Origin of the sequence: Tenacibaculum sp. M341 (assembly GCF_004337695.1) — a bacterium.
GTDB lineage: Bacteria > Bacteroidota > Bacteroidia > Flavobacteriales > Flavobacteriaceae > Polaribacter.
Map to the genome: position 1 here is coordinate 247253 of NZ_SJXJ01000007.1, position 22811 is coordinate 270063.

At 29.9% G+C, this 22811-nt stretch carries 18 protein-coding genes; 10 read left to right on the plus strand and 8 right to left on the minus strand.

Going from position 1 to position 22811, the window contains the following annotated elements:
* Positions 1 to 31 precede the first annotated feature (31 nt).
* The 5 genes from EYW44_RS10090 to EYW44_RS10110 all read right to left on the minus strand — a co-directional run bounded on the left by EYW44_RS10090 (position 32) and on the right by EYW44_RS10110 (position 9037).
* Complete coding sequence (locus EYW44_RS10090; RefSeq protein ID WP_132723540.1) at positions 32 to 1879, minus strand: DUF349 domain-containing protein; 1848 nt, start codon at positions 1877 to 1879, stop codon at positions 32 to 34.
* A 106-nt stretch (positions 1880 to 1985) separates the two neighbouring features.
* Positions 1986 to 2741 carry a shikimate dehydrogenase family protein gene (locus tag EYW44_RS10095; protein ID WP_132723541.1) on the minus strand — a complete coding sequence of 252 codons (756 nt, stop codon included), beginning with the start codon at positions 2739 to 2741 and terminating at the stop codon, positions 1986 to 1988.
* On the minus strand, positions 2722 to 3729 hold the full coding sequence (locus EYW44_RS10100; protein ID WP_132723542.1) for a DUF368 domain-containing protein: 1008 nt from the start codon (positions 3727 to 3729) through the stop codon (positions 2722 to 2724). Before EYW44_RS10100 ends, EYW44_RS10095 begins: the two co-directional genes overlap by 20 nt.
* Before the next feature lie 11 nt (positions 3730 to 3740).
* Positions 3741 to 4661, minus strand: coding sequence for a DUF368 domain-containing protein (locus tag EYW44_RS10105; protein ID WP_132723543.1), 921 nt, complete (start codon positions 4659 to 4661; stop codon positions 3741 to 3743).
* Entirely contained in the window at positions 4658 to 9037 is a 4380-nt protein-coding gene (locus EYW44_RS10110; protein WP_243643637.1) for a translocation/assembly module TamB domain-containing protein, read from the minus strand. Before EYW44_RS10110 ends, EYW44_RS10105 begins: the two co-directional genes overlap by 4 nt.
* A 213-nt stretch (positions 9038 to 9250) precedes the next feature.
* On the opposite strand from EYW44_RS10110, the gene tsaD reads away from it, so the two are divergent.
* Positions 9251 to 10279: a tRNA (adenosine(37)-N6)-threonylcarbamoyltransferase complex transferase subunit TsaD gene (gene tsaD / locus EYW44_RS10115; RefSeq protein ID WP_132723545.1), complete on the plus strand. Its 1029-nt coding sequence runs from the start codon at positions 9251 to 9253 to the stop codon at positions 10277 to 10279.
* 74 nt (positions 10280 to 10353) lie between these two features.
* Here tsaD and EYW44_RS10120 read toward each other — a convergent pair whose 3' ends face one another.
* Both EYW44_RS10120 and EYW44_RS10125 read right to left on the minus strand, forming a co-directional pair.
* Positions 10354 to 10968, minus strand: coding sequence for a thioredoxin family protein (locus tag EYW44_RS10120; RefSeq protein ID WP_132723546.1), 615 nt, complete (start codon positions 10966 to 10968; stop codon positions 10354 to 10356).
* A gap of 5 nt (positions 10969 to 10973) precedes the next feature.
* On the minus strand, positions 10974 to 11387 hold the full coding sequence (locus tag EYW44_RS10125) for a TlpA disulfide reductase family protein (RefSeq protein WP_243643638.1): 414 nt from the start codon (positions 11385 to 11387) through the stop codon (positions 10974 to 10976).
* Between the two features lie 241 nt (positions 11388 to 11628).
* Between EYW44_RS10125 and EYW44_RS10130 the strand changes: the two genes are divergently transcribed.
* Genes EYW44_RS10130 through EYW44_RS10150 form a run of 5 tightly spaced genes read left to right on the plus strand, consistent with a single transcriptional unit; the run spans position 11629 to position 14245 of the window.
* Positions 11629 to 12489: an SPFH domain-containing protein gene (locus tag EYW44_RS10130; protein WP_132723548.1), complete on the plus strand. Its 861-nt coding sequence runs from the start codon at positions 11629 to 11631 to the stop codon at positions 12487 to 12489.
* Between the two features lie 10 nt (positions 12490 to 12499).
* Positions 12500 to 12655 (plus strand): DUF4177 domain-containing protein, encoded by a 156-nt coding sequence (locus EYW44_RS10135; RefSeq protein ID WP_132723549.1) that lies wholly within the window; start codon positions 12500 to 12502, stop codon positions 12653 to 12655.
* A gap of 5 nt (positions 12656 to 12660) precedes the next feature.
* On the plus strand, positions 12661 to 13149 hold the full coding sequence (locus EYW44_RS22475) for a hypothetical protein (RefSeq protein ID WP_207893768.1): 489 nt from the start codon (positions 12661 to 12663) through the stop codon (positions 13147 to 13149).
* A gap of 2 nt (positions 13150 to 13151) precedes the next feature.
* Entirely contained in the window at positions 13152 to 14075 is a 924-nt protein-coding gene (locus EYW44_RS10145) for an alpha/beta hydrolase family protein (protein ID WP_132723550.1), read from the plus strand.
* Between the two features lie 2 nt (positions 14076 to 14077).
* A complete protein-coding gene (locus tag EYW44_RS10150; RefSeq protein ID WP_132723551.1) occupies positions 14078 to 14245 on the plus strand; it encodes an Arc family DNA-binding protein in 168 nt (55 codons plus the stop codon).
* A gap of 21 nt (positions 14246 to 14266) precedes the next feature.
* Here the strand turns inward: EYW44_RS10150 and EYW44_RS10155 are convergent, their stop codons facing one another.
* Positions 14267 to 16036: a CocE/NonD family hydrolase gene (locus tag EYW44_RS10155; RefSeq protein ID WP_132723552.1), complete on the minus strand. Its 1770-nt coding sequence runs from the start codon at positions 16034 to 16036 to the stop codon at positions 14267 to 14269.
* Positions 16037 to 16251: 215 nt separating this feature from the next.
* Here EYW44_RS10155 and EYW44_RS10160 point away from each other — a divergent pair, with 215 nt between their 5' ends.
* From EYW44_RS10160 to EYW44_RS10175, 4 genes are all read left to right on the plus strand, one after another.
* On the plus strand, positions 16252 to 19461 hold the full coding sequence (locus EYW44_RS10160) for a VPS10 domain-containing protein (RefSeq protein ID WP_132723553.1): 3210 nt from the start codon (positions 16252 to 16254) through the stop codon (positions 19459 to 19461).
* A 150-nt stretch (positions 19462 to 19611) separates the two neighbouring features.
* Entirely contained in the window at positions 19612 to 20289 is a 678-nt protein-coding gene (locus EYW44_RS10165; RefSeq protein WP_132723554.1) for a DUF2490 domain-containing protein, read from the plus strand.
* Positions 20290 to 20292: 3 nt separating this feature from the next.
* The gene (locus EYW44_RS10170; RefSeq protein WP_132723555.1) at positions 20293 to 21684 is read left to right on the plus strand and encodes a DUF819 family protein; all 1392 of its coding nucleotides are present in this window, start codon (positions 20293 to 20295) and stop codon (positions 21682 to 21684) included.
* 70 nt (positions 21685 to 21754) lie between these two features.
* Positions 21755 to 22489 (plus strand): DUF4369 domain-containing protein, encoded by a 735-nt coding sequence (locus EYW44_RS10175; protein WP_132723556.1) that lies wholly within the window; start codon positions 21755 to 21757, stop codon positions 22487 to 22489.
* Positions 22490 to 22811 lie beyond the last annotated feature (322 nt).

Genomic DNA, 22811 nt, shown 5'->3' on the forward strand with positions numbered 1-22811 from the left:
TATATTTATATTATTACAATTAACTAAAAAATTAGTAGTCTAATTTTTTAATATAATCTAGTTTTAATTGCCAGATATCAAGTTCATTTTTAAATTCTTGGATTCCTTTACGAACGTTTTGAACTAAAGGATTATCCTCTGTAGCATTAGAAATAAAGCTTAAGTTATTTTCTAACTGTTGCATTTCTCTAACAGTTTCACTGATTTTCTTACGTATAAAGAATTGCTCACTATCTAGTTTTCTGAAGTCTTCTTGAGCTAAATAATTATCAATAACGTTTCTAAATTTCATCATCTCTATTTCTTCACGACCTAGATTTAATTTCGTTAAATGTGCATCAACAACTTTATTAAATTTACCATCTAAATGACGAGCATTTCTAGGTAAAGAACCTAATTCTCTCCATTTAGCAATAGCATCTTGAATTTCTTCAATAGTTAAGCTATCATTTTCTTTAAATGACTCTATAAATTGTTTTTTACTAACAACCACAGCTTCCATCTCTTCACTCACACCATTTCTATGAGAATTTAATCTATCGAAATATCCATTACAAGCAGTTTTAAAGCGATTCCAAATTTCATCAGAAAACTTCCTAGGCACATGACCAATTTTTTTCCAATCAGATTGTATGCGCTTCATAGTATTAGTTGTAGTCTCCCAATCTTCACTGTTTTGAAGACTTTCAGCTAGTTCAACTAATTCCATTTTCTTTTTAAGATTCTCGGTTTGAGAAGATTTTTCTACTTTGTAAAAAGCATTTTTAGCACTATTAAATCGCTTAGTTGCTTCTTTTAATTTTTGCCATACACCCTCACTTTTATTGTAAGGAAGTTTTCCAGCATCAAAATATTCTTTTCTTAGAGCTTCTATCTCTCTAATACTTCTTTGCCAATCTTTATGATTTTTATTACTAGAGAAATCATAATTACTGATTTTTTCAACAATAACTAATTTAGCTTCAATGATTTCTTGATGCTTAGATCTTACATCTCTGTAATAATCATGTCTTTTATCGTGTAATTTTTTGGTAGCTTCGCTAAATTTGTTCCATACATCTTCTCTAAACTCTCTACCAACAGGCCCTATTTCTTCTTTCCATAAACGATGTAATTCTTGTAACTCTTTAAAAGCTACATTCACATCATCAATGTTAATTAAAGCTTCAGCTCTTGTAATTAATTTTTGTTTTTCTTCTAAGTTATGTTTGAAGTCTAGCTCTCTAAAATCTTGATTTAAGTGTAATAAATCATAGAAACGCTCTACATGGTGATGATAAATTTTCCATGTATCATTATATTTAGTTCTAGGTACGCCACCAATTGCTTTCCAACGTTCTTGAATTTTTTGAAATTCATTATACATTGTTTTTGGATCAGCATTTTCAATTAAAAGCTTCAATTCTTCAATTAAAGTATTTCTTTTTTCAAGATTATCTTTTAATTGATTTTCTAACTGAGAGTAATATGCATCTCTTTTGGTTTTATAGTCTTTCAACAATGCGTTGTATTCAGACTTTACAGGGCTTGAAAATTGGAAGTCAATAGAATTTCCTCCTTCAGCTAAAAACTGTTCTTTTTTTTCAGACAACAATTTGCCAAATTTAATATTAAAAGAACTTTTAATACTATCTGCATTAGGCTTAATTAGTTGTATTGGATTGTTTTTAATTAATTTTTTTAATTCAGAAACAAGTTGTTCAAGTTCCATAGAAGCATAATCTAACATTGGTATTTTGTCTGCTTCTTCGGCTTTTTCAGAATTCTCAGCTACTACGTCTTCTATTTCATTTACAGCAGTTTGAGTTTCTTCAGATACTTGATTTTCTAACGTATTTTTTACGTTTTCCTCTACATTGTTGTCGTTGTTTTCTAACATATTAATTATGTTTAAGTTCCGTTAATTCGTTTATAAAGATAATGAATATTGAATAATGATTCTTGCTATTACTGATTGATTTTAAACTTCATTCAAAAAAAAATCATTATTGCCATATTTCCCAAGCTTTTTCAGCTTGGAGTTCTAACATTTCCAATCCGTTTTTTATAGCTGCACCTTGTTGTTTTCCCTTAGATAAAAATAGAGTTTCACTTGGGTTGTAAATAAGGTCGTATAACAAATGTTTGTTAGAAATAAATTCATAGGGAATATTAGGAGACTGATCTGTGTTAGGATGGGTTCCTAAAGGAGTACAATTGATAAGAATGTTGTATTCTGTTATAATTTTTTCGTTCAAATCATTGTAGCTTAAAATAGTTTCACCATCACCGCTTCTAGAAACAAATTTATATTCAATATTTAGTTTTTTTAAAGCATAGGCAATTGCTTTAGAAGCACCACCTGTTCCTAAAATTAAAGCTTTTTTATGATGTGTTTTTAACAATGGTTTTATAGAGTTTTTAAATCCATAAAAATCCGTGTTATATCCAATAAGTTTTCCCTTTTTAGTGAACTTAATAGTATTAACAGCACCTATTTGACGAGCTTTTTTGTCTACTTTATCTAAATATTGAAAAACAGTTTCTTTGTACGGAATTGTAACATTCATTCCTTTTAAAGAAGGTTCGTTTTCTTTTAAAACAGTTTTTAATTCAGAAATATCTTGAATATCAAAGTTTACATATTTATGATTTACAAGTTTTAGTAATTCAAATTTTTCTGAGAAATATCCTCTAGAGAAAGAATATGAAATATTTTTCCCTAGGAGTCCAAATAAATAATTATTTTCTTCTGTTGCCATAATAGTCAATCACTAAAATTAAAACAATTCCTAATACAATAAAACCGATAGCTGTCCAGGTATCAATCTTTTCAATGTTTGGAATGAAACGTTCATAATTTTCGATTATTTTATTGCCTTTTTTGTCTAATAAAAAAGCTCCATTTTCAATTTTATAGATAGTTTTTTTCCATGGCCAAACAATTCCTAAAGAACCACTAATAAAACCAATAATAATGGCATTTACTTGAGAATTCCATCTTTTTAAAACATAACCTAAGCCATGAGATATTGAAACCAGTCCAAATGCTGAGCCTAATGTAAATACACTTATTATTTTAAGATATCTGATTTTTACAGTGTCTTTTAATACAGAAAAATCTCCTGACAGACAGCTTGTAATTACGCTACCTAAAACATTAACACTATCTACTAACAATAATACATAGTTTCCTAATAATATTAGAATAAAAGAACCAGAAAGACCGGGTAATGTCATTCCAGAAACACCAATAATTCCGCATAAAAAGACAAACCATAGATTGTCATTTTCTCTAGCTGGAGTCATAAAGCTAATCAAAAGACCAATAGTAATTCCTACAATTAAAGAAATTATGTTAGCGCTAGTCCATTTACCAAAATCTTTAGAAATATAATAAATAGAGCCTATGATCATACCAAAAAACCAAGCCCATACATATAATTCGTAATGCTTTAAAAAGTAATCTAATAGTAGTGATACACTAAAATAACTACACATACTTCCTAGCATTACGTATGCTAAAAAAGTAAAATTGGTGTATTTTAAAAAAGATGAAAATCTACCTTTTAAAAGTAGTTTTAAAGCTTTGCTATTAACTCTTTGGAAGGAAAAGATCAGCTCTTCATAAAAGCCCATAACAAAAGCGACCATTCCTCCAGAAACGCCGGGTACTTTATTTGCACCACCCATTGCAATTCCTTTTAAGAATAATGTTACTTTTTGAGTAAATGTCTTTTCCTGATACATTTGAAAAAGGTTTATTTTTTTACTGCAAGTTTTTCTAAAAGTAAAATTAAAGCAAAGCCAACAATCATTAGCAAAATAGCATACATTAAGTATGGTTCTCCTTCATATGAAAATGGAGATACTGATAATTCATTAAAAGGAACTTGCTCTCCATGAGAATTAGTTCTGTAACGTAAAACTTTTTTCCAAGGCCATATTTTGTTTAAAGAACCGATAATAAAACCAGTTAAAGTAGCTAAAGTGTAGTTTTTATAATTGGCAAATAACCATTTTAAAATTCTTGAAAAAGATAACAATCCGAATAAAGAACCTAAAGCAACAGTGATAATAACAACAAAATTTCTATTACTTACGGCTGCTAAAATAGGTTTATAAGCTCCTAATAAAACTAAAATAAAAGATCCAGAAATTCCAGGTAAAATCATAGCACAAATAGCTATAGCTCCTGCTAAAAACAAAAATAAATTAGATGAGTTTTCAGAAACTAAAGGAGGTAATGTTGTAATGATGTAAGCAAGCGTAGTAGCTATAAGTACAAGAAACATTGTGAGTATATTCCATTTGGTTATTTGTTTAGCAACATAAATAACACTTGCCAGTACTAAACCAAAGAAAAAAGACCAAAGTAAAATAGGATGTTTTACTAGTAACCATGAAATTACTTTAGCTAATGAAATAATACTGATAAAAATTCCAGAAAATAGTGCTAATAGAAAATTTCCATTTAGTTGTTCCCAAGCTTTTTTAAATCCGTCTTTTTTTAATGTTTTAAGTAAGCTAAGGTTTATATTACTTATGGATTGTAGTAGCTCTTCGTAAATTCCAGAAATAAAAGCAATGGTTCCACCAGATACTCCAGGAACCACATCTGCAGCTCCCATAGCCATTCCTTTTAAAGTTAGAATGACATAATTTTTACCAGTTCTTCTCATTTTTTGATTTTAGTAGTGTCTTGTTGTTTGGCCTTAAAGTTAATTAACTTTCTTTTCTTTACAATAATACTATCTTTTTTTTCTTCTTTCTTCTTCTTTTTCTTTTTTAATCCTAATTTTTCTCCTAATTCAGAAAGCGTATTAAAATTAACTTGGTATGAGAGTCCTAGTCCTTGTGTATATCCTTCGTTGTCAATATCAAATTGAATGTCGTTAGGTTTGTTGAAGAAAGTACCTCTTAACGTACCTTGTTCATTTAATAAAACTTCTACTTTAACTTCTCCAACCACACTTGTTTGTGTGTTGGCGCCTACAGGTACACCAACTTTACCATTTACCAGCACACGGTCTGATATTTGAGTAGATACAGAAACATCTACTTGGTCATCTGTTGCGTTTTGAAGTTGTTCTACATTTGTTCTATCACCTTGTGTATAACCTACACCTACTTTAAACTTACTTCCTTCTTTATTTATAACACTAGATAAAATATTAGAAGCCATTTGAGCTGCAGTTCCTGTTAAACCAACAGAAGCACTGTTACCAATAGTTTCTTCATTATAAAAAGTACCAAAAGCCATTAAAAAAGTAAAATGTTGCATTTTGGTGTTCAAGTCATTTTCATTTAATTGAAATTCTAATTCAGACGCTACTGTTGAGTTGGCATTAGGTATTTTGATATCAAAATCTTGTTTAGAGTCAAATAAACCACCAGTGATTTTCGTGTATAAATCAATAGGTATTTTTCTAGTAGAATTAATATTATCTAATAATTGAGCAGGATTAGCCTTTGTTTGATACACTGCGGTTAAATCTAATTCAGCTTTTAACGGGTCACCACTCCAAGAAATGGTTCCTCCTTTTTGTACTTCAAAAGGTTTACTGATAATTCCACCATATTTAAAGTTGTAAAAACCATTATCTATGGTAATACCACCATCCATGATAAATTTACCACGAGTATCTATTTCTATGTGAAGGTTTCCGTTTCCGCTACCTTTTAAATCACTACCAGAAACTTTGTCAATTACAACCTGAGCAACTGCATCTTTGGTAACGGCTAAATCAAATTTTAAGTTTAAACCCTTTATTTTATCTATGGTGCGATCTTTAGTATCTTCTTGTTCCCCTGTTTTAAATCGAATTAATTTGTAATTGTTAACAGTAGTAACATCATTTAAAGGAATCACAAAAACAGTTCCAGGTTGTGTTCTTCCATTTACACCAATACTTAAATTACTGGTTAGTCCTCTAATTCTTGCGTTTCCTCTGATAAATCCTTTACCATAGTATGGAATTTCTTCTGCTTCTTTGGTATCTAAAACCAGTAGGTTAGGAGTGTCAATATCTAATTTTAAGTACCACTTCTGAAAATCTTCATGAGTTACACTACCATTTAAATAACCTCTCGTATCATATTTGGTATCTTGTAATACAGTACCTCCAAAGATGAACGATTGATTTTGCAATCTAATTCTTGTATTTTCAACAAGGTCAAAATCAATATTTAAGTAAGGAAAAGTTACCCCAGCATCATCTAATTGTAGATATCCTTTAAAAATAGGGTTTAAAGCAGGGCCTTTTGCTGTAAACTCACCAGATAGTCTACCTCTTAAATTGTCTATAATGTCTTTGGCAAAGTCATTATAACCATTCAATTCATATTCTTTAAAGTTAACCTTTAAGTCAACTTGAGGGTTATCAGTAGAAAAATCTAATCCACCAACTATTTTAACATTATCAAAGTTATAATCTCTCAAAGAAATATCTATATCATATTTCTTGTAAGAATTATCTCCATCTATTTTCATTTTTAAAACCCCTTGAGAGAAATCATTTACAATAACATCATTTACGGTTAAGTTTGCTTTTGGGTCAATAATTCCATCTTTTTCTTTCAGAGAAACTTCTCCATTTAAAGTACCAGCAAGAGTAATATCATCCATGTCTGGTAAAAAACTAAGTAACGAAACATCAGTAAAATTAGCTTTTAAATCTTTTTCTGAATCGCCAATTACTTTACCTTCAAAAGCAATTTTCTGATTTTCTGAAATCAATTCAAAAGGACTAAATTCGTAATGTTTTTCTTTTACATTGAAAGATACTTTATTGTTGTTATCTTTTTTAGGGTTGATAATCCAATCAAAATCATTGTGATTAAATGTGGATTTTTGGAGTCCAACTACAGAACGTTTATCTTTATTAATAGTATAAAAGAAATTCAAATTGAAATCTTCAGTTTCTCTTTTACCACCTTTGAATGTCGATTTAAAAAACAATGTATCATTAACAGTACGATTCAGTAAATTCAAGTTTTTGATATCGTAATATTTTGTTTTAATTTTTTTTGTGGTTAAGTGTGTGTTGTAAAGTTTGTTTTTATTGTCAACTCTTAAAACAATTTCATCTAACACATTTTTATATGCATTTACATAAGGAGAAGAAAAGGTAAGTTTTACAGCGTTTTTGTTCGAGTTTATTTTTCCTTTGATTCTGGTATCTTTTCCAATAGAAATTTCGGGTAAAAAAACTTCTACAATTTGATTGTGAATAGTAAAATCAAAATTTAAAAATTGATTTTTCTCAACCGGTATCGGTTGGTAGTTAGAATATACACTACCCAAAGCATTTTGAACTACAGGAGATAAATCTTTAAAAATAAATTTACCTTCAAGCTTTCCATTTACAATATCTTTTGAGTTAACTTCAATAGTTTTAATACTATCTTTTACAGAAGAATTAATATTAAAATTGGTGAACTTGTAAGTTCTTTTTTCATTTTTATAAATGAAATTTTCAAAAGTTGCTTTACCAACAATATTATCTAAGTTATTACCAACTACATCTAATTTTACAATACCTTTTATTTCAGAAATACTATCACGACTAAAAAAATGGGTTTTGTTTAAATCTAATTTATCAATGTTAGCGGTAAAGTCAAATTCATTAATTTCAGAAGAAAAATCAGCTAAACCTTTAAAATCTAGTTTGAAATTTTCATCATCTGAAATTAAAATTCCATCAAACTTTCTATTCTGAAATTGACCATTTACAGTAAGGTTTTGATAAGGATATCCCCTGAAATCAACCTTGTAAACTTTACCAATAATAGTTGAGTTTATATTTTCTACTTTAAAACCACTACCAATTACATCTGCTTTTAATGAGATGTTTTTTAAATCTTCGTTATCAGTAATTTTACCAAGATCAAAATCAATAAATTCAATTGTACCACTATAAGAAGCATAATCAATGTTTTCAATATTGGTAAATTGTAAATCAGAAATAGTACTTCCAATAGAGGAGTCTAAGTTTAAGGTGGCGTCCATTTGATCAGGAGTTAACCTTATAATACCAGCAATAGAGAAGTTTCCAATTTTTTGAAAGCTTGTAGGAAGCGTTTTTCCTAGAATATTTGGAAGTATGCTTTTTAATTGGTTGTAATTTGAAGAAACCTTTTTTAAGTTAGCATCAAAAACGAAACCTCTGTCGGTATTAAAAGAATTAACAAATCCCATATCACCTTTAATCACCATTCCGTTTTTGGAATACATGTTTAAATTAGGCGTACTAAAGTTGTTTAAAGTACCATTTATACTTCCTGTAAAAATTAGTTTATCGTTTCCTCTTAATTCGTTGTAAAATCTATTAGCATCTTTTACAGCAACAATACTTCTTTTAAAGTTTCCTTTTAATCTAACTTTGTCTGTGAAATTAGCAAAATCTTTTCTGTTGTAATTAAACTTCACATCACCAACTATTTTAGATCCATAATTCGTTTCTAATGTTAGTCTTTCAAACAACATTTTCGTTTTACTGTAAAAGAAATCAGTGGTAAGATTAGTGACGTTTAATTTTCTATTGTCTATTAAATACAGCCCTCTAATTTTTGCGGTAACATCAGGACCTGTAAGATTAAAATCCTGAACACTTCCACCAGCTTTGTAGGCACCATATTGTAGCGGCTCTTTTTTGTTGTTGTCAAAAAGTTGATAGGTTAAATCATCAATATAAATATTACTGGCATTTAAAATAAAAGGAGTATCACTTTCTTCATCATTTCCATCATCAAAACTATCAATAAATATACTCATACTGTCATCTTCTTCACCTTTATATTTAGTCATATAAAAATGAACGCCAGAAAGCGTAACATCATCTAAATTAACTTTATTATCAGTTATTGTTTTAGCGTTTAGTAATGATGTTTTTAAATTTTTTACAAAAATAAGGGTATCGTTGTGGTGATCTCTAATTTCAATTCCTTTCAATTGAACATTACCAAGAATAGATAAATCTATTTTTTTTACTACAATATTAGTATTGAATGCCTCATTTACTTTTTTTGTAGCTATTTGCGCTATTTTGCTTTGCACTTGCGGAATAGAAAGTATGAGCATCAATAAAAGCAGAAGAATCAATATGATTCCTACTATTCTTAGTACTATTTTTCTTAGCTTTCTTATGATGTTTGATGTGTATTTTGGTAAAGTCTAAACGCAAAAAACTTGCCTAAATGCAAAGAAACATCAATTTTAACGAATATCTAACGTATTATAGATATTTTTGCAGTTATAAATTTGAAATAATTGAGCGCTAAAAACACATATATATTAGGTATTGAAAGCTCTTGTGATGATACAAGTGCAGCAGTTATTTGCGATGGTAAAGTTTTAAGTAATATAGTTGCCAATCAAGAAGTGCATGCAAAATATGGAGGTGTAGTACCTGAGTTAGCTTCTAGAGCACATCAACAAAATATTGTACCAGTAGTACAACAGGCTATAGAGCAGGCAGGGATTAAAAATGAAGATTTAAGTGCTATTGCTTTTACTAGAGGACCAGGATTAATGGGGTCTTTGTTAGTTGGCACTTCTTTTGCAAAATCTTTGGCATTAGGTTTAGATATTCCTTTGATTGACGTAAATCATATGCAAGCGCATATTTTAGCTCATTTTATTAAAGAGGAAGGAAGTAAAATTCCTGAATTTCCATTTATTTGTTTGACAATTAGTGGAGGACACACTCAAATTGTTAAAATAGATCATCATTTTCAAATGGAAGTTTTAGGTGAAACTATTGATGATGCTGTTGGAGAAGCTTTTGATAAATCTGCCAAAATATTAGGATTACCTTATCCTGGAGGACCTTTAATTGATAAGTACGCACAGTTAGGAAATCCAAAAGCATTTCAGTTTACTCAACCTAAAGTTGGAGATTTAGAATTTAGTTTTAGCGGATTAAAAACACAGATACTTTACTTTATTCAGAAAAATGTAAAAGAGAATGCAAATTTCATAGAGGAAAACTTATATGATATTTGTGCATCTATTCAATATACAATTATTGAAATTTTAATTAAAAAATTAAAAAATGCTGTAAAGCAAACAGGAATTAAACATATTGCAATTGCAGGAGGAGTGTCTGCTAATTCAGAAATTAGAAAGCGTTTAATTACAGCAGAAAAACATTGGGGGTGGACTACTTACGTTCCTAAGTTTGAGTATACGACAGATAATGCAGCTATGATTGCGATTACCGGTTATTTAAAATTTTTAGATAATTACAAAGCAGATATGTCTGTTTCAGCAAAAGCTAGATTAAAAGTAACTGAGTAAAGTATTATCATAAAAAAAAAGCGGTTGAATAATTATTCAACCGCTTTTTTTATGTTTTAAACAAATATTATTTGTTATGCTTTCTTAGTTTTAATAGAACATCCTATAGCTTTTGTTTCCATTCTTTTTAAAGGTTTTCCTTCAATTAAATTGTTAACAGCATCTTCTACATACAGTTCAGAAACATTTTTAGGATCTCTAGCATTATCATCAATAGCTCCTATATAAGATAAAACAAAATCATTATTCTTATTTTCTAAAATGAAAACATGAGGGGTTTTTGTAGCTCCAAATTTTGGATATACTTTTTGACCATCGTCAAATAAATAAGGAAAAGTAAATTCCTTGTTTTTTGCACGAATTTTCATTGATTCAAAATCATCTCCTTTAGATACAGAAGGATCGTTTGGATTGATTGCTACTACTGGGTAACCTTTATCTTTAAATTTTTGATCAATTGCGATAATTCTATTTTCATACATTTTAGAGTATGGACAATGGTTACAAGTAAACACAACGATTACACCTTTTTTATCTTTGTAATCATCTAACGAAACCATTTTTCCGTCAATGTTTTTAAGTGTAAAGTTATCTACTTTATCACCTATTTTATATCCATCTTTTTTACCGATAAAAGAAAAACTTAAAGCTACAACAGCTAAAAGTAAAATTGATTTAAAAGCTTTCATAATTATTAGTTTATAAATTGTTGTAATTCCTTAGTTAATAATTCATAGCTAAAAGATTGTTCAAAAAACGATCTTTTATTTTTATTGTAAATTAAAGTAGCAGGTATAGATCCAGACCATGATTTGTCAATTCCATTAATCCATTTGTTTTGGTTCGGATCATCTAAAACAATTACTTTAGGTTGTAAATTTCTATCCTTAATAAAAGGTATTAATTCACTTTCTATTTGGTTTGGAAAGTCTAAACTCACCAATATCACTTCCACATTTTTATCCTTGTAAGTTTCATGTAATTTCTCAAATGCTGGTAATTCTTCCACACATGGCTTACACCAAGTTGCCCAAAAATTAATAACATAAGTTTTGCCATCATCTTTTTGAAGCATTGGAGCTAGTTGGTCATAATTAAGAACTTCCATTGGAGTTTCTTTACAAGCAAAAAATAGTGGGAATAGAATAAAAAGATACTTGAATTTCATGTCCTAAAATTACTCAATAAAGTATTACTGATTAAAAATATTAACTGTTTTTAACTAAAAATTACCTCATTCATTTGCTTTTCATTTTAACTAAAACTTAATTTTTTTTTCATGTATGTTAAAAGTTAATTTAAATTTAGTATATTTATGATATCAAAATAATATCATAATAATTTTTAATATGGAGACAGAAAAAATAATTAAGCCAGCGAACGGATATTTAATGTTATTAGTATTCTTTGTTTTATTCTTTGGAAGTATAGCAGCTATGATCAAATTGCAAAGTGGTTATTTTGCAATAACAGTTGTAATATCAGTAGTAATGCTATTCGGATTTATTCTTGTAAATCCAAATACATCTAAAGTAGTGTTGCTTTTTGGTAAGTATATTGGAACTATAAAAACCAATGGATTGTATTGGGCAAACCCTTTTTATACCAAGAAGAAAATATCGTTAAGAGCGAGTAATTTCGATAGTGAACGATTAAAAGTGAACGACAAATTAGGAAACCCTGTTATGATTAGTACCATTTTAGTATGGAAAGTAACAGATACTTATAAAGCTGCTTTTGATGTAGATAATTACGAGAATTTTGTGAGAGTACAAACAGATGCGGCTGTGAGAAAATTAGCAAGTATGTATCCGTACGATAATTTTGCAGATGAAGGACATGAAGAAGATATCACTTTAAGATCTAGTGTAAATGAAGTAAGTGAAACCTTAGAAAAAGAGTTAGAGGAAAGATTGTCAATTGCAGGTATTGAAGTTTTAGAGGCAAGAATAGGATATTTGGCTTATGCACAAGAAATAGCTAATGCAATGTTAAAACGTCAACAAGCTACTGCAATTGTAGCGGCAAGACATAAAATTGTGCAAGGAGCTGTAGATATGGTTGAAATGGCTTTGGAAGAGTTGAATAAGAAAGATTTAGTTGAGTTAGATGAGGAACGAAAAGCAGCTATGGTGAGTAATTTACTAGTTATTTTATGTGGAGATAAAGAAGCGTCACCAGTTGTAAACACAGGAACATTAAGTCATTAAAACAAATATTATGAAAGAATATAAAGTAGTAATGCCTAAGCTTGGGTTTTCAAATAGATTAAAGAAATATGAAGACTTTTTAAATCAATATGCCAGAGAAGGTTGGGTAGTTAATCATGTATCACCACATGGTACAGTGGTTTTTGAAAGAGATAAAAATAGATAAGTTATATGAGGGTTTTTAAAGAAGAGCAAAGATTTACACAATTATGGTTGATTGTACTTTTAGCAATAAGCATGATTGTTCCATTAGTATTTATAAGTAAAAGTTATATCAATAATCAAATGTCCACAATAAGTTATGTGTTGGTGTTATTACTAATTATTATTAGTACTTGTGGTATCTTTTTGTTTCAATTAAAAACCAGAATAGATGAGCGTGGAATACATTATAAATTTTTTCCGTTTCATTTCAAGTACAAAACCATACAATGGAAAAATATTGATGAAGCTTATGTTAGAAAGTACGATCCAATATCAGAATACGGTGGATGGGGAGTAAAAGGAGGTGCTTTATGGAATAAGCAGAATGGCATTGCGTATAATGTATCTGGAAATATAGGTATACAATTAGTTTTAAAAGAGGGTAAAAAGGTTTTGATTGGAACTAAAAAAGAAGGAGAAGCCAATCAAACAATTAATCATTATTTAAAAGAGTAAATATGGTACGAATTTTTATGTATGCTGTAGTTTATATTTTAAGTTTTTTAGCGTCATATGCACAAGTAAAGTCAGAAGAAATAATTGTGTATAATGATAGTATAGAGTTACCAGGTGAATTATCATATTTTAAAAAAGAAACTCCTTTGGTAATTTGGATTCATGGTTCAGGAAATGTAGATAGGAATGGAAATCAAGGTACTATTGTAAAAGCAAACTATATTCAACAATTTAGAGAATTGATGGTTCAGCATGAAATTGCTTTTTTTAGTTACGATAAAAGAACGAGCAACTCTAAGAATTATAAACACTTGAAAGGAATTCAATTTGAAGATTTAGTGATAGATGCTCAAAAAGTAATTGAAGCCTTACTTAAAAAAAGAAAATTTTCAAAAGTAATTTTGCTAGGTCACAGTCAAGGTTCACTAGTTGGTATGTTAGCGTTAAATAAGCAGATTGATAAATATATTTCTTTATCGGGACCAGCATATACTATAGATGAAACATTGATAAAGCAAATAGCAAAAAACTCACCTTCTTTAGAAACTACTGTAACAGACCATGTAAAAGAGTTAAAAAGTAAAGGAGAAATTAAGGAAGTACATCCAATGTTAGTTTCTATTTTTGCAAAACAAAATCAACCTTTTTTAAAGTCTTGGATGAAGTACAATCCAGTAGAGGAAATAAAAAAAGTAACCATTCCTTTATTAATAGTTAATGGAACTAAAGATATTCAAGTGGCTTCAGAAGAAGCCAAAATATTGCATCAAAATAACATAAATTCAGAGTTATTATTAATTGATAATATGAATCATGTTATAAAAGATATAATTAAAGATGAAGATAATTTGAGATCTTATTATTCTCCTGATTTTAAGATTTCAAACAAGTTGATTAATGAAGTAGTGAAATTTATTAAAAAATAATTATGGCTAAAAAGAAAGCCTTTGCATTAAGAATAAATGAAGAAATGCTCAAAGAAATTGAAAAATGGGCTGCTGATGAATTTCGTTCAACTAACGGACAAATCGAGTGGATGTTAATGCAGACCCTAAGAAATGCAAATAGAGAACCTAAAAAGAAAGAAGAGAAATAAAGTATTTCTCTTCTTTTTAGTTTATTCCTTAATAGGAAGTATTATTTTACTTGGATATTTTTTGTTGTGATATAGTTTAATCACTGCAGTTTTTGCTTTTAAAGGAGATTGTATAGCTGGATCTTCTTCGTAATTATAATTTTTCTGAACGCCAGGTGAATCTATAGCCGAGAAGATCAAACGTAATTTACTTCCCTTTTTAATAGTTCTACTAAACATATTTTCTCCTTTAAATATGTATTTTTCAATAGCGCCTTTCTTTACAAGTTCTGGTTTTTCCAACCCTTTCCTGTAACGAGCTCTTAGTTGATCTGTTTGTAAAAAAATAGATTCATTGTTATTGGTTATTTCATAAATAGCAACTTGAAAATCTGTATCAACAACATTTAAAGAAATATAAGCTTCAAAAGAAATTTTACCATTAATTTGAACGTCTTTTGACAAAGGTTCAGAATGATACATTAAAACCTCTTTATTGTTAACATAGCTTTGATCTTTAAAAAAATCTCTGTTTTTACTCAGATAGCTAGCATCTTTAGTGCCTTTATTTTTTAAAGGATCATAGATAATGATGTCAGGTTCTTTGTCTTTTTCTACCAATTTTTCTGATAAATTTCCTGAGTAAAAAAGATTTTTAGCATCAGAATTCACAGAGTTTAAAAAGTATGTTTTTGAGCTATTGGCTATATTTTTAAGTTTAGGTTCGTATTGCCATTTGCTTGTTCCCATGGTGTAATAAGCAACTCTATCTTTTAAAAAAGTAGGTTTTTTACCTTCTTTTAAAGTCCAATTAAACCAATCTAAATGAAGAGAATTTATATTTAAAACAGCGTTGTCTTTAAATTTAAAACCTCCTAATTCCTTCTGTGGTCTTCTTGTACCACCATGACTCCAAGGACCTACAATTAAATAATGATTTAATTTAGCAGCATTATTCCCATTTTTCATATGGTCAGTATAATATTTCATAGCTCCTGGTTGATCAGAATCAAAATGACCAGTGATACTTAAAATAGGAATGTTTATTTTTTTAGCTTCATCAGCATTAAAGTAAAATTGTTGCCAAAAAGAATCGTGGCTAGGATGAGAAATCCATTTTTGAAAAGCTTCTTTAGGATATCCTACTAATGAATCATAAGAATTGAATACAGCGTTTTCTTTATAAAGCTGCTCTTGTTTTAATTTCCAAAAATCGACACCAAATAATTTTTGATTGATTGTTTTTCCGCTTGTTAACATTAACCAACGCATTACGTACGGATAAAAAATGTTGTTGTATTTTGGAAAATCTAAACCAGGACCTACAGAAGCTGTTGGAACAATTGTTGTTAAGTTTTTTGGAAACTTCTTTAAAACAAACCATTGATTCATTCCTCGGTAAGATCCGCCCATCATGCCAACTTTGCCATTACTCCATTTTTGATTACCAATCCAGTCTATAACTTCAGCACCATCTTTAGCGTCATCTTCAAAAGGAAAAAAAGTACCTTCTGAATTTCCCCTTCCTCTACAATCTACAGTCATAAAAATGTAACCATTCCTTGCAAAAAACAATCCTCTTTCGTGGTTTTCATCAGAAACATAAGGAGTAATAATAAGGATGGTTGGTAGTTTTTGTCCTTCTTTATAATTTTCAGGAAAATAAATATTAGAAGAAAGTTTTATACCGTCAGAAAGTTTAATTTTTTGATAAAATTTTATAGCAATATTTAATGAGTCTATTATTTTACTTGTTTTAGCATTGACAGCTACGGATAAAAGTAAAAATAGGGAGAATAGTTTACGATTCATAATTTTTATGTGGTTGCATCTAAATGTAAATTTACTACTTTAAACTTGCAAACTAAAGTTTAGCGTTAACACTTTTTTAAGAAATAAAAAATGAATTAGCTGTATTTTTAGGCACTTAATCGACTAAGCTATCTATTACAAAAAGAAATGAATTTTTAGTACTTCAAAAGAGTTCTTTTTTTGAGTAATGGGTTATTTGTTCTAATACACAATACATGAAGAAATTAATTACATTTCTGTTATTTCTATGCCATTTAGCAATATTTTCACAAGATTTTTCCATGGATATGGTAAAAAATATGAAACCAAGAAATATTGGACCTGGTGGAATGAGCGGAAGAGTTACAACAATAGATGTTGTTCAATCTAACCCAGATGTTATGTACGTAGGTACTGCTTCAGGAGGTATTTGGAAATCTACTTCTGGAGGAATTAAATGGGAACCAATTTTTGAAAAAGAATTAACAGCATCTATTGGTGCAATTGCTATTCAACAGTCAAATCCTAGTGTTATTTGGGCTGGAACCGGAGAAGGAAATCCAAGAAACAGTTTAAATGGAGGATATGGAATCTATAAATCTTTAGACGCAGGTAAAACTTGGAAAGTAATGGGGTTAGAAAAAACACGTCATATTCATCGTGTAATTATTGATCCTACAAATCCTGATGTGGTTTATGTTGCTGCTATTGGATCTCCTTGGGGAGAACATCAAGAGAGAGGTGTTTATAAAACAACTGACGGAGGAAAAACATGGAAACAAGTTTTATTCAATAATATTAAAACAGGAGCTGCTGATTTAGTGATGGATCCTTCAAATCCTAATAAATTAATAGCAGCAATGTGGGAACACAAAAGAGATCCCTGGTTTTTTAAATCAGGAGGAAAAGGTAGTGGTTTGTACATTACTCACGATGGAGGAGAAAACTGGAAAAAAATAACAGAAAAAGAAGGTTTTCCAAAAGGAGATTTAGGAAGAATTGGAGTTGCGATTGCAAGAAACAATCCGAATACGATTTATGCTTTAGTTGAGGCAAAAAAGAATGCTTTGTATAAAAGTGTAGATGGAGGTTTTAAATGGACTAAGGTTAATGATAAACCAGGGATAGGAAACAGACCTTTTTACTATTCAGAGATTTATGTAGATCCACAAAATGAAAATAGAGTATACAGTATTTTTACGTATGTGAATGTTTCTCAAGATGGAGGAAAAAACTTTTCTCAATTAATGCCAGCTTATGGTGTAGCTAATGGAGTACATCCAGATCATCATGCTTGGTGGATTCACCCAGAGAATGGTAAATTCATGATTGATGGAAATGATGGAGGTTTAAACATAACTAAAGATGGTGGTAAAACATGGCGTTTTATTGGTAATTTACCAGTAGCACAGTTTTATCACATTAATGTAGATAATGAATATCCGTATAACGTATATGGAGGAATGCAAGATAATGGATCATGGAGAGGACCTGCATATGTTTGGAAAGCACAAGGAATTAGAAATTCATATTGGCAAGAAATCAGTTTTGGAGATGGTTTTGATGTAGTACCAGACAAAGATGATTCTAGATACGGTTGGTCAATGAGTCAGCAAGGTTTTGTATCTCGTTACGATTATAAAACAGGAAATAATTATACGGTACGTCCTACGCATCCTGATCCTAAAGTAGAATTAAGGTTTAATTGGAATGCAGCCATTAATATTGATCCGTTCGATAACTCTACTTTGTATTTCGGAAGTCAATTTGTTCACAAGTCAACAGATAAAGGATTAACATGGGAAGTTATTTCACCAGATTTAACTACAAACGATAAAAACAAACAAAAGCAGTCTGAGAGTGGAGGCTTAACTATGGATGCAACAGGTGCCGAAAATCATTGTACTGTTTTAGTGATAGAACCTTCTCCGTTAGAAAAAAACATGTTGTGGGCAGCAACAGATGATGGTCAGGTGCATTACACTAAAAACGGAGGAGCTACATGGACCGACGTTTCAAAAAATATCAAAGGATTACCTGCAAATAGCTGGATAACACAAATAAAAGCTTCTAATAAAAATAAAGGAGAAGCTTTATTAGTAGCAAATGATTATCGTCGTTTCAATTATACTCCATATGCTTACAGAACAAAAAACTATGGGAAAACATGGGAGCGTATTGTAGATGCTGGAGATGTTAAAAGTTATGCATTATGTATTGTAGAAGATCCTATTGAGGAAAATCTATTGTTTTTAGGAACAGACGATGGTTTATACATTTCTGTAGATAAAGGAAATAAATGGACTAAGTGGACTCAAGGTTTTTCAACAGTTTCAGTTAAAGATTTAGTAATTCACCCAAGAGAACACGATTTAGTTATTGGTACTTTTGGTAGAGCTGCATGGGTATTAGATGATATTCGTCCGTTAAGAGCTATTGCTAAAAACAAAAATATTTTAAGTAAGAAGATTCAATTATTTGAACCTCCTACGGCTTATCAAGCAAGATACCAACAACCATCAGGAAGTAGATTTGGAGCAGATGCTATGTTTAATGGAACTAACAGATCTCGTGGAGGATTGGTTCATTTTTATATAAATAAGCCTAAAGATTTAAACACTAAAAAAGAATCTAAAGACACAAAGAAGTCTGAAAATAGTGTAAAAGACAAAGAGGAGAATACTGTAAAGTGGGATTCAATTACTTTTGAAATATATGACGGAGCAAGATTAATTAGAACATTAAAAAGAAAAACTCCAAAGAAAAACGGTATTCACAAAGGGTATTGGTATTTGAGAGAAAAAGGAGTAGAGCAGGTAGGAAGAAAGATTGTAAAATCTAAAACTGAACCAGCAGGTGTAGGAGTGAAGCCAGGAACGTATAGAGTGAAAGCAATTTTTGGAGATCAAGTATCTGAGCAAAACATAACAGTTGCTTATGATCCTAGATTACAAATTTCTCAAGAAGCAATAAATCAGAAATACACAGCTTCAAAAGATTTGGAGAAATATCAAAAAACAATGTATGGTGCTATAAAACAACTAGTACAGAGTAAAGATATCGCGAATGCATATTTGAAGAAATTTAAAGCAGCTGATAAAGAAAAGTATAAGTTTGAAATTGTTTCTTCAGAAGACATTGTGAAGAGAATAAACAAAGTGTTAGAATTATATTTAGGAAAGGTAGATAAGCGTCAGGGAATTACTCGTAATCCTGAAGTAACGGTAAGTCAACGTTTACGTTCAGCAAGCTGGTATGTGAATAGTAGATTCGGAAACCAAACATCTACAGAAAAACAATTAGTAAGTCAATTCAAAGATTCTTTAAAGGAAGCATTAGAAAAGACAAATGCTCTTTTTGAGAAAGATTGGAAATCATATAAAGAAGAAGTAGAAAAAGTAACTATTTCTCCTTTTAAAGAAATAAAAAGTTTTAGTGTCAACTAATTAAAAGCAACAGTTAAAACTAAGCAAGGCTACTTATATAATTTATAGGTAGCCTTGTTGTTTATTAAAAAATCTTCAAGAAATTGCATTATAAATTAGTATTATTACTTTTACATTCAATTTACAAACAACTAAATAGACTACTAACGAATGAAAAAATACATTTTTTTGCTTGTTTGTGCCTTTAGCCTACAATTAAAAGCGCAAACAACTGTTCAAGATCCACAAAAAGAACTTGGTGTTTGGTATATGTACAACGGTTCGCATCAATTATCAGATGATTTTAGTATTAAATCAATGGCGCATTTCCGTTTTTATGAAATAGGAAGTGATATGCGACAATTTATTGGTCGTGCAGGATTAAACTATAAAATAAACAATACATTCAGTGCTACTTTAGGGTATGCATATTTAAGCACCGATAGAACATTTTCAATAGATGGAGGTTATTTTGGAGATCACCGTATTTATGAAGATTTTAATATAAAACATAAACTTGCTAAACTAAGTTTTGCGCATCGTATTAGAGCTGAACAACGTTTTTTTGAATCGCAAACCGGACATTTGATTCGTTATCAATTAGGTTTAGGGTACCCTTTGTCTGAAAAATGGTCTAGTTATGTATATGACGAGGTGTTTTTTGATTTTACAGATACTATTTATAATCAAAATTGGTTTGGTTTAGGTTTCAAATACAAACTATCAAAAGCTGTGAAATTACAGTTAGGTTATATGAATATCAGTATAAACGGAGGACCTACATTTGACAGAATTCAATTAGGTGTGGCTATTAGTACAGATCACAGAAAGAAAAACAATCAAAAATAATTTATGAGTATTTCAGAAATAAATAACAATATTCCTGTTTTTGCAAATGACACCATCATATTCGGTATTTTGTGTATGATTTTAGCAGGTATTTTTTACACTTCAAAACTAGATTCTTTTCAAAAGTTTTATAAAGTAGTACCTGCATTATTATTGTGTTATTTTGTGCCTTCTATTTTTAGTTCTTTGGGGTTAATAGCAGATAAGTGGATTGATGTAGCTGCTGCAATTGATCATTTACAAGCTTCTTACGGAGCAATTCAAGATAGTAGTTTAGAAGGATTAAAAGCTTACGTAGCTAAAAACAATATTCCATCATCTGAGTATGCTCAATTTGTAGGCGGAAGTAAATTGTATTACGTTTCATCAAGATTTTTATTACCAGCGTCTTTAGTACTGCTAACCTTAAGTATCGACTTAAAAGGTGTTTTTAAGTTAGGATCAAAAGCATTAATCATGTTTTTAACAGCAACTTTAGGTGTAATGATTGGCGGACCAATCGCTATTTTGTTTTTCAAGTTTGTTGCTCCAGATATATTAGTTCAAGTTGAAGGAACTGAATTATGGAAAGGACTTTCAACAGTTGCGGGTAGTTGGATTGGAGGAGGAGCTAATCAATTAGCTATGAAAGAACAATGGGAAGTAAGTGATAGCTTATTTAGTATTATGGCTGTAGTAGATGTTTTAGTAGCAGAGGTTTGGATGGCTTTCTTATTATTAGGAGTTGCTAAATCTGATAAAGTTGATGCTTGGTTAAGAGCAGATAATTCAGCAATTACAAATTTAAAAAACAAAATGGAAAAGTTTACGCTTGAAACTGCAAGGGTAACTACATTCAATGATTTGATTATTTTATTAGGTGTTGCTTTTGGTGTAACATCTTTTAGCCATTTTTTAGGAGATAATGTGAGTGTTTTTGTAAAACAAAACATTCCGTTCTTAGTAGATTTTGGTTTAGGAAGTTCGTTTTTCTGGTTAATAATTACCGCAACTACAGTAGGTATTGCTTTATCATTTACTAAAATAAAGAGTTACGAAGGAGCAGGAGCAAGTAAAATAGGAACTGTTTTCATTTACATTTTAGTAGCGTCTATAGGAATGAAAATGAACTTAAATGCAATTGTAGAAAATATCAGTTTGTTTGCTATAGGTTTTGTATGGATGATTATACATGTAGGTTTACTATTTTTAGTTGCTAAAATTATTAAAGCTCCATATTTTTTCTTAGCTGTAGGTTCTAAAGCCAATATTGGAGGAGCAGCATCTGCACCAGTTGTAGCTGGAGCTTTTCATCCTTCATTAGCACCTGTTGGAGTTCTTTTAGCTGTTTTAGGATATGCATTAGGTACTTATGGTGCATTTGCATGTGCATTAATGATGAAGTGGGTTAGTTAAAAAATAAAAATAAATAAGCTTAAAAGTTTCGTAGAAATCTGCATATTTGCACTTGAAAACATATATCATAATGAGAAGAATTTTAGCTGTAGTAGCAATATCAATTTTAATTTTTTCTTGTTCGTCAGAGAAAACAGGAAACATGGTTGTTAAAGGTCAAATTAAAGGATTAAAGAAAGGAACTCTTTATCTTCAAAAAATGGTAGATACCTTACTTGTTTCTGTTGACTCTATTCAATTATTTGGGAAAGATGAATTTAAGTTGGTTGACGATGTAGATTCTCCAATAATGTATTACCTAACATTTAAAGGGAATGAAAAAACTGAGACTAAAAAAATCATGTTTTTTGGAGAAAAAGGGGAGATAACGATTAATGATAATGTTGAAGAGTTTGGTTTTAAACCAGTGATTACTGGTTCTAAAAATCAGGAAGTGATGGATAAGTTTAAAGAAATTAACCATCAGTTTAAAATGAAAAGATTAGATTATATAGCTAAAGACTTAGAAGCACGTGCAAAAAAAGACACAGTACAAGCAGATAGTTTAGAAAAAGCATATAATAGAATGGTAAGAAGACGCTTTTTATTTACAACCAACTTTGCTATTGCAAATAATAACTCAGAAGCTTCTCCATATATTGCATTATCTGAATTATTCGATGCAAATGTATATTTATTAGATACAATTAATAATAGTTTGACTCCAGAAATTAAAAAATCTGATTACGGAATGCGTTTACAAAAATTCATTGATAGAATTAAAAAAGACGAAACTCCTGAAGCAGCTGCTTCTGAAAGTAAATAACAGCTATTAAAAAAAATAAATTAAAGCCTAGTTTTATCATTAAAACTAGGCTTTTTTTATGTTCTCACTTTTGTTAGATCGAGCGGAGTCGAGATCGAATGAATAGCTAGTTTTATAAAGAACCTAAGATTAAAAAGGTTAGTAATTGATTTTGTTTAGTGTTTGACAATTAACAGATTGCTTCACTCCACTGCGTTTCGTTCGCAATGAACTGTGCTTAAAAACAAATATTTTCTTGATAATTTTCTATATATTTTTGCTTAGAATTAGCTATTGCAAAAGCTTGTTTTAAAAGTTTATTAGCAATAGCTATTTTTATAAC

Bases quoted from the DNA above. Each gene is read 5' to 3' on its own strand.
- EYW44_RS10130 (WP_132723548.1), top strand. From the start codon at position 11,629: ATGGAGACAGAAAAAATAATTAAGCCAGCGAACGGATATTTAATGTTA.
- EYW44_RS10165 (WP_132723554.1), top strand. From the start codon at position 19,612: ATGAAAAAATACATTTTTTTGCTTGTTTGTGCCTTTAGCCTACAATTA.
- EYW44_RS22475 (WP_207893768.1), top strand. From the start codon at position 12,661: ATGAGGGTTTTTAAAGAAGAGCAAAGATTTACACAATTATGGTTGATT.
- EYW44_RS10160 (WP_132723553.1), top strand. From the start codon at position 16,252: ATGAAGAAATTAATTACATTTCTGTTATTTCTATGCCATTTAGCAATA.
- EYW44_RS10150 (WP_132723551.1), top strand. From the start codon at position 14,078: ATGGCTAAAAAGAAAGCCTTTGCATTAAGAATAAATGAAGAAATGCTC.
- EYW44_RS10120 (WP_132723546.1), bottom strand. From the start codon at position 10,968: ATGAAAGCTTTTAAATCAATTTTACTTTTAGCTGTTGTAGCTTTAAGT.
- EYW44_RS10175 (WP_132723556.1), top strand. From the start codon at position 21,755: ATGAGAAGAATTTTAGCTGTAGTAGCAATATCAATTTTAATTTTTTCT.
- EYW44_RS10170 (WP_132723555.1), top strand. From the start codon at position 20,293: ATGAGTATTTCAGAAATAAATAACAATATTCCTGTTTTTGCAAATGAC.
- EYW44_RS10125 (WP_243643638.1), bottom strand. From the start codon at position 11,387: ATGGAAGTTCTTAATTATGACCAACTAGCTCCAATGCTTCAAAAAGAT.
- EYW44_RS10145 (WP_132723550.1), top strand. From the start codon at position 13,152: ATGGTACGAATTTTTATGTATGCTGTAGTTTATATTTTAAGTTTTTTA.
- EYW44_RS10090 (WP_132723540.1), bottom strand. From the start codon at position 1,879: ATGTTAGAAAACAACGACAACAATGTAGAGGAAAACGTAAAAAATACG.
- EYW44_RS10135 (WP_132723549.1), top strand. From the start codon at position 12,500: ATGAAAGAATATAAAGTAGTAATGCCTAAGCTTGGGTTTTCAAATAGA.
- EYW44_RS10105 (WP_132723543.1), bottom strand. From the start codon at position 4,661: ATGAGAAGAACTGGTAAAAATTATGTCATTCTAACTTTAAAAGGAATG.
- EYW44_RS10100 (WP_132723542.1), bottom strand. From the start codon at position 3,729: ATGTATCAGGAAAAGACATTTACTCAAAAAGTAACATTATTCTTAAAA.
- EYW44_RS10095 (WP_132723541.1), bottom strand. From the start codon at position 2,741: ATGGCAACAGAAGAAAATAATTATTTATTTGGACTCCTAGGGAAAAAT.
- EYW44_RS10155 (WP_132723552.1), bottom strand. From the start codon at position 16,036: ATGAATCGTAAACTATTCTCCCTATTTTTACTTTTATCCGTAGCTGTC.